General features: G+C 64.0%; 8 protein-coding genes. 4 read left to right on the top strand and 4 right to left on the bottom strand.

Annotated features, from left to right (window positions below):
- Positions 1 to 144 precede the first annotated feature (144 nt).
- Positions 145 to 564 (top strand): DOPA 4,5-dioxygenase family protein, encoded by a 420-nt coding sequence (locus QW881_RS31780; RefSeq protein ID WP_315758311.1) that lies wholly within the window; start codon positions 145 to 147, stop codon positions 562 to 564.
- 64 nt (positions 565 to 628) lie between these two features.
- Here QW881_RS31780 and QW881_RS31775 read toward each other — a convergent pair whose 3' ends face one another.
- The 4 genes from QW881_RS31775 to QW881_RS31760 form a co-directional block, all read right to left on the bottom strand.
- Positions 629 to 1,522, bottom strand: a complete 894-nt coding sequence (locus tag QW881_RS31775) for an alpha/beta hydrolase family esterase (protein WP_316159235.1) — start codon at positions 1,520 to 1,522, stop codon at positions 629 to 631.
- Positions 1,519 to 2,400: a sterol desaturase family protein gene (locus QW881_RS31770; RefSeq protein WP_315758309.1), complete on the bottom strand. Its 882-nt coding sequence runs from the start codon at positions 2,398 to 2,400 to the stop codon at positions 1,519 to 1,521. The genes QW881_RS31775 and QW881_RS31770 overlap by 4 nt, the downstream gene beginning before the upstream one ends.
- Before the next feature lie 117 nt (positions 2,401 to 2,517).
- Positions 2,518 to 2,820 (bottom strand): hypothetical protein, encoded by a 303-nt coding sequence (locus tag QW881_RS31765; protein ID WP_315758308.1) that lies wholly within the window; start codon positions 2,818 to 2,820, stop codon positions 2,518 to 2,520.
- 242 nt (positions 2,821 to 3,062) lie between these two features.
- Complete coding sequence (locus tag QW881_RS31760; protein WP_315758307.1) at positions 3,063 to 4,172, bottom strand: polysaccharide biosynthesis/export family protein; 1,110 nt, start codon at positions 4,170 to 4,172, stop codon at positions 3,063 to 3,065.
- A gap of 664 nt (positions 4,173 to 4,836) precedes the next feature.
- On the opposite strand from QW881_RS31760, the gene QW881_RS31755 reads away from it, so the two are divergent.
- The 3 genes from QW881_RS31755 (at position 4,837) to QW881_RS31745 (ending at position 7,280) form a co-directional block, all read left to right on the top strand.
- Positions 4,837 to 5,106 (top strand): hypothetical protein, encoded by a 270-nt coding sequence (locus QW881_RS31755; RefSeq protein WP_409997705.1) that lies wholly within the window; start codon positions 4,837 to 4,839, stop codon positions 5,104 to 5,106.
- Between the two features lie 405 nt (positions 5,107 to 5,511).
- Entirely contained in the window at positions 5,512 to 5,970 is a 459-nt protein-coding gene (locus tag QW881_RS31750; protein WP_315758305.1) for a hypothetical protein, read from the top strand.
- 926 nt (positions 5,971 to 6,896) lie between these two features.
- Positions 6,897 to 7,280 (top strand): H-NS histone family protein, encoded by a 384-nt coding sequence (locus tag QW881_RS31745; RefSeq protein WP_315739468.1) that lies wholly within the window; start codon positions 6,897 to 6,899, stop codon positions 7,278 to 7,280.
- Positions 7,281 to 7,410: the final 130 nt, after the last annotated feature.

The following is a 7,410-nucleotide window of genomic DNA, read 5'->3' as shown; positions in this document are numbered from 1 at the left end:
CGGCTGCGCTTCATGCTCTGGTCCTCGTTGGGGCCAGAACGAACTTCAAGCTGGATTAAGCCCGAGGGGCAAGGTCATAGGATGACCATGCCGCATCGGTTCGCCCGCGCGGCCGACGCGATTGAAAATGATCGAGAGGCGCGGATGGAAACGACCTCGGCGGGGCAGCCGCATCGTCTGAGCGCAATTGCGAGCTTTCATGCCCACATCTATTTCGATGATGCCACTCGAACCGAAGCCGCACAGCTGCGGCAGTGGATGGCCGACCGCTTCCTCGTGACGCTCGGGCGTTGGCATGATGCGCTGGTCGGGCCTCACGAGCGGCCGATGTATCAAGTTGCCTTCACGGTCGACGTATTTCCAGTGCTGGTGCCATGGCTGATGCTCAATCATGGCCGCCTCAGCGTGCTGGTGCATCCGAATACGACGGAGCCGTTGGCCGATCACACCGCGCACGCGTTGTGGATCGGACAGCCGCTCGGCATCCGCGGCGAGAATCTTCCCTCGCACGGCGAGGCAGAGCTGCCGCGCGAGCCGAACACCACGCCGACGATCGCCGCCTGAGCTCGCGCGCGCACTGGTGACCGCGCCGTCTCCGCACGGTCGGAGCCTGGGCGGACTTGCCGGACTACAGCGTGCGCGCGAGATCGAACGCGCGGAGAATGACCTCGGCGGCATCGATGTCGAAATTGCTCGGGCCGAGCAGGCGCGGCGCCAGCGGGCGGCGGCCGGGCAGGACATGTCCGCCACCTTCGACGCGATACAGCGACACGCCGCCGATCACCTGGCAATCGCGCCAGCTGAGTTGCGTGACGGAGGTGTCGCTGGCGAGATCCCGATGAGGCAGCGCCGCGGCCTGGCGCGCGCCGCAGCCGTCGCGCCGCGCAAAGAACTCCGCCGTCTTTTCGGCGCTCCACACCCGGCCGCGCCCGCCGCGCAGCCCGACCTCGCCGCCGCGATAGGGCACCATCGGATCAGCCGTGCCGTTGATCATGACCACCGGCACCGGCCGCGCGGCGCAGGGCGCGATGCCATCCGGCATGTTGGCGATCACCGCGCCGATCCCGGCAAACAGCTCCGGCGCCTTGCAGGCCAGGGTGAAGCTCATCATGCCGCCATTCGAAATGCCGGCAAGATAGATGCGCCGGGGGTCGGCCGTACCGTCGGCGACGAGCTGCCGCACCAAGGCGCGGATGAAGCCGACATCATCGGGACCGCCGGAGCGGCCGTCGCGGCCGTCGTTCCATTGCCGGTCGAGGCCATCGGGAAAGACCGCGGCGAAGCCATGAGCTCTCGCGGCTTCGGCAAAACCGGTCGTGCGCGCGGCGCCGGCGCCGCTGCCGAGCGCGCCATGGAGCACGATCACAGTCGGCTGCGGCGTCTTGCCCGTGGTCATCACCAGCGCATGACGCGGACCGTCGCGTGTGTCGATGGTGATGCCGCGCTCCGCGGCGACCGCCGCGGTCGAGACGAGCAGAGCCGCCGCCATGGCGGCCATGAACGATCGGAGATGTGACGTCATGAGCATCCTTCTCGGCTGTCGGGTGACTCCCCGCGGTGGAGCTTCTGTCCGGGCGCAGCGGCCAGCACGCGCAGCCGCATCGCCCAGCTCCGGGCTGCCGCGAGGTCGCGGGCGATCGCAATCCATTCGCCAAATGCGATCCGCAACGGATTGAAGCTCGGCGCAACGCCGACGAGGCCGTAGCGCAAGGTTTCGCCGGCCGGGGCCTCGGCGAAGCTACCGAACAGCCGGTCGAAAATGATGAGCACGCCGCCATAGTTGCGATCGAGACAGGACTCGTTGGCAGCGTGGTGGACGCGGTGATGTCGCGGCGTGTTCAGCACATATTCGAGTGGACCGAGATGCGGCGCGAGCTCTGTATGGATGAAGAACTGGTAGAGAAGATTGACGCCGAGCATGCCGATGATGGCGAGCGGATGGAAGCCGAGCAGCGCCAGCGGCAGATAGAACAGGAAATGACCGGAGATCTCGCTCGTCCAGCCGAGACGAATGGCGGCGGTCAGGTTCAGATGCGTCGAAGAGTGGTGCACGGCATGCGTGGCCCACAGCCAGCGAACCCGATGCGAGGCGCGATGGTGCCAGTAGTAGACGAACTCGCTGGCGAGAAACAATGCGAGCAGGGCGAGCGGCCGGCTCGCGTCGAAATCGAAGATCCTGTCGCGATAGGCGATGGTGAAGGGAAAGGCCGCGACGAGCGCGACCATTGCGCGGATCAGATGCTGTCCGATCGCGATGGCGAACGAGGCTGCGGTCTCGCGCGGGTCGTGAGTCTCGCGGCCTGCGAGCCGGCCGAGCCCATATTCCAGCGTCATGAAGCCGAGTGCCGTCAGCAGCACGATCATGCGCGTCGACGGCGGCAGGGAAGAGAAGATGGGCATGGCGCGCATCCGACCTCATCGAATGGAGGCGGCGCGCCGGTCCGCCCCGGAGAGGCAGGCGGACCGGCGACATCGATGCTTCAGGGAGGCCGCGAGCAGCAACGCTACGGCGTCCGTTCAGCGCGTGACGGTGCGGCTGTAACTGTAGGAGTTGCCGCGCGGTCCCGTGCCCTGGCCCTGCCGGGTGCAGCTGCCGTCACTGCAGCTCGCGGAGCCGGAGCGCGACCAGCTGCGGCCGGCGGGACCTGTGCCGCCACCCTGCCAGGCGCAGGCGCCGCCGGAGCAGCTGCCGGAGCCGCCAAATGAGGTGGTGCCGCGCGGTCCGGCGACCGAGCCGCTGCGGGTCCAGGCATTCGCGTCGACCGCGGCTGCCGCCGAAAGGACTGCCACGAGCAAAAAGGTCGCGATGGATGTCTTCACGTCAGTCTCCCAATTCGTTCGCGCCGGCGATCGCGTCGCCTGCAGAGGGATACTGTGCGTTGGATGTCGCGGGCGGATGCACCGCCGGTGTCGTTTGGTCGCGGTGATTGGCCGGATTGTAACGGCTTGTCACGCGATCGCCGTCCGATACCGCAACATCGAGCGGCGCGGCGGGCTCTGGTCCAGCCGCACCCTCGACGTTCCGGCGCCTGTTCAGGCCGCTACCGGCCCGTCGGTGTGCTTCACCACCTGGTCTTCGTCGCCGTGTTGACGTTGGTCACCGCCGTGGCCGTGCTGGACGTCGTCGTCGCCGTGTTGTTGATCAGGGTCAGCAGCTTGTAGTAATCGACGACCTTGGCGTTGGCGACGTACATCACGTCCTTGCTGCGCATCTGGAAGCCCGAGGCCAGCAGCATGCCGGAGGGATCGCGCAGGTTGACGTGGTAGATGGTCGGAATGCGGTCGTAGATGAAGCGGCTGGTATCGATGCCGAGCTTCTGCAGCAGCGGGCGTTCCTCGTAGCGATAGAGGAAGACCTCGGCTGGATCCGATTGCTGATCGTTCAGGCCGCCCGCCTTGCCGATCGCCTGGGCCAGCGTCAGCGTCTCCGTATCGAACGAAATCTCGGAATTGAAGCCGAAGACGTTCTGATTGAGGGCGCCGAGGGCCGTGAAGGTGGGGGATTCCCGCGTGATGTAGACGACGTCGTTCGGGCGGATGAAGATGTTCTCGCGCGGATCCTGCACCACGCGGCTGAGCAGCACGCGCACACGTTTGCCGTCTCGCTGCAGGGTCACGTAGCTTTCGATGGCCTCGTGCTTCGGGCCGCCCGCACGTGCGATCACCGCCAGCAGGCGTTCGCCCACGCTGTTGAGGGCCAGCACGCCCGGCGTATTGACGTCGCCAAGCACGCTGACCACGCTGGAATGCTGCTGGTTCAGGCTGACGACGACCTGCGGCTCGAGGGCGCGCTTCTGGAGCCGGAAGACGATGTCCTGCTCGATCTGCGGCAGAGTCCGGCCGGCGGCGGCGATCTCGCCCGCATAGGGAACCCGGATATTGCCTTGCTGGTCTACCGCCTGCGCCGGCAGATCCACGAAGTTGCCCGGACGGGCGCCGGCGGCCGTGGGCGGCGTGAACAGCCCGCCTGGGGCGGCTTCGAAAATGGAAACGTTCAGCACGTCGCCGATGCCGGCGACCTGCACCGGCTTCGGCCGCTTGTCCGGAAACACGCCCTGGAACGTGACCATGTTGGGCTGCGACAGGAAGCCGATCGTCTCGGGGCTGACGTCGACCAGCGCATAGGGAAGCGCCGTGTTCGACCGCACGCTGGCCGTGGCATTGTCGTTCACTGCGTCGCTGGTCGGTCCTGTTCCGGGGAGCAAGGAACAGGCTGGCAGAAGCGCCAAGATCACCAGAGTTAGGAGCGCGCGCGAGCCACGGCAAAGGCTATGAAAGCCGCTCGGGTCCTCTGCGCTGTTGCGCACAGGAGACCCCCCGCCGCCGGTCGACCCGGGCGGATTGATCAAGGCCTTCAAACCCATCCCCGAATACAGCAAAAATACGTTTCCCCACGCTGCTCCCTCCACCAAGAAGGGAGAACGTCCACATATTTCAACCTACCCGGCGGCCATACTGGACGAAAGCGCACCGCCGTGCGGGTTGGTCCGCTTTTGCCCGGCCGTGCCAATTAGGTCACAGTCTGACCTTACCATATTACCGCAACGGGCTGACAACGCCGCCGGAGGTCCCGTGGTGGACGGATGATCCGTCCCACCTAACAGGAGCCGAGCAATTTTAAGCACAAAGCCGTTGCGCAACGGTTAGCCCGAGTCGCTTCGCTCAAGCAGGGGGCGACGACATCGCGGTCCGCGCAGCGAATCGGTGAGCCAAGGCCATCGGACGGGGCGTGTCGGGACCGCAAGCGGGCGGCCGGCTGTCCAAGGCCGCCGATCAAGTCTATGCTGCTGCGCCAGCCCTCGAGGCTCTTTGCAACGGAGCACGCAATTGTCGAACGTGATCAGGATCGCCGCAGCTGCTTTCGCGATCGCCTTCACGGGCCTATCCGATCCCGCGTCCGCGCGCGGCCTCTATCCGCTGACGGAGTGCGGGCCGGATCTCAGCAGACTCTGCCGGCTGCACGGGGCATTCGAGGCCACTCCGTTTCATTACAATCTCGCGATTCATCCCGGGTGCATTCGGCGTGTCGCCGTCCAGACGCCCCGGGGCGTGCTGTACCGCCGCGCGCTGGTGTGCGGAGCGCCGGAACGGCCCATGGTGTGGTAACCTCGGCCCCTTCCTCGGCGTCTCCGAAGGGCGCTGGACGCCCCGCTCGGCCGCTTCATGGTCAAGCTTGGCGCGAGATGGCGGCCGCGATGGTTGATGCGGGCCTTGCTCGTTCCGACGGCTGGCGCCCGCCCCAGCCGTGTTCGGGAGTGTCGATCATCGCGCAGACGATTAAATGGGCAGTTCCGCACCGTGTTTTTTACGTGATCTGAAATTAAATTAATCGTGTCCAGACGATTCCGCGCGGTCGGAGACATAAAACGGTAGACTGAACAAACTAAAGCTTCAATTGTACCGGACCAAAGGTGCTTAATAAGTCCTTTCTGGCAATGCGGTAGCATTTTACTGCAAACCGTAGCGAGTGCCGGAAGTATTTAATGTCTTGCTGTCAGATGGTAAATTAACTTGTCGCGAGTGGTTAATTTAATTTCTAAAATCGAATCCGTGCATCGTCGCGATGACGGTTTGCCGGAACTCGAGGAAAATCCCTCAAAACTCGCCAATGAGTGGGGTCCGTCCTTGTGTGACGAGCTTGGTACCGCGTTGATCGAGGATATTGAGACGGATGGCGGCGGTGGCGCTCTGAATGCTGTCCTGAAATCGCTGAATAAGATGCGCCTTGCGAAATCACGTTTCGGCCGGCCATCGTCGGGCCGTTCGCAGCAATCCGCGCTGCGGTCTCAGATCGAGCTTTGTGATGCCCTGCTCGAGGAGATCCAATCCATCAGCAGCAGCCTGGGCAAGCGCGCGAAGAAGTCCGCGGCTCCCAGGCGTCGCCCGATGGCCACGCGGCGCCGCCGCGGGACGGCTCATTTGATCGCGCCCCAGCCGGCGGTGCCGGGTCGGACCAGGCAGCAGAAATAATCGCATCGGAAATTGATCGGTGCGGCGGCCGGCCGTCATGGTCGCGCCGGTTGCCGGCGCGAGGCGACAGCCGCTCAGCATCGACCCCGACGGCGCATCAGATCGCCCAGTGCTGCTGTCGCTGGCAGCGACGGCCGGACGTCATCTGGACGTTCTTCAGCCGTCGTATCGCGCAAAGACGGCGCCCCGAGACGGTGCCGGCCGGAAACCATGTCACCGGTGGGCGGGGGATCGGGCCGCGGGGGGGGGGGCCGCAGCCGTCCTCCACGCCACAGCCGATCGCGCGGCAGTTAGTTTCCGCTGCCGGTGGTGTGCCTGTCTCACGCCGCGCGACCCCGGATGCCGTCGGCGCGACGTGTTTGAGTCTGATTCGCATGAGCGCGCCTGAAGATCCCGTGTTTGGCGAAGGCGCTTGATTCGCCGAATCGATGTCGGCGGCTTTGCGGCATGTTCACGGTGCGGGCTCAATTAAACCAGCTCGCGACATTTTGTGCGCATGCAAAAATATCTCGATCCGGGTTATCGGGATGCTCGCCCAAATAGGTTGTAAGCTCTCGCGGCAGCTTTGAAAAACATGTCGCGGTGAAAATGTTCAGCGACCGAATTCGGCACCGTTCGATCATCAAACCTACGTCACTTTGACGCGATCTTGCCTCAATACGCAGCGAATCCGCTGCAAATCGTGTTGATTCGGCGACTTCTTTCAGCGTGCAGACGAATGTTGCCACAATCTGGAGGCGGTGCGACACAATTTCGGAAAAGGGGGTTGCAGGTTGATAATTGTTTGAGTTACAACCATTAGGTCTAGCCGGGTTGGTATAAACTCAAATATTCAGTTTTTCCGAGCGTGAGCCACTTGCGGAACGAAATACCGAATTATATGACGTTAATTCGGCAGGATAGAGATCACAGACAAAGGTCGCTGCATGTCCACCAAGAAGATCGATTTCGAGGCGATGTCTTTCGATGACCTCTGGTCTCTCCATGAGCAGATCAGTCAGATCCTCGCCGTGAGGATCACATCGGAGAAGCGCGAGCTCGAACGTCGTCTGGCGGTTCTCAACCGCAGCCGCGGTGCCATCGAAGGCGCCGGCAGCGAGGGTGGGCAGTCCTACACCACCAGCGGCAAGGCGCGGCGGAAATATCCCCGGGTCCTGCCGAAGTATCGCAACCCACAGACCTCCGAGACCTGGTCCGGCCGAGGCAAGCAGCCGCGTTGGCTGGTGGCAGCGATCAAGACCGGGCATCGGATCGAGGAATTTGCGATCAATGGGGCTGGCGCTTCGAAAAGTCGCCGTCAGCGCGCCTGATCGGGGTAGCTTCAATCAAGCTCGCCGAGCCGATAGTTGAGCGACGCTGCGCGTCGATACTGGGCCTGATTCGCCCTCTCAGCATCCACGAACGACATGTGAGCGGTTTGACGCCGCAACGTCGCGATCC

This window comes from Bradyrhizobium sp. SZCCHNS3016, from assembly GCF_032484535.1.
Classification (GTDB): domain Bacteria; phylum Pseudomonadota; class Alphaproteobacteria; order Rhizobiales; family Xanthobacteraceae; genus Bradyrhizobium.
This window is presented reverse-complemented; position numbering and strand designations above follow the sequence as displayed.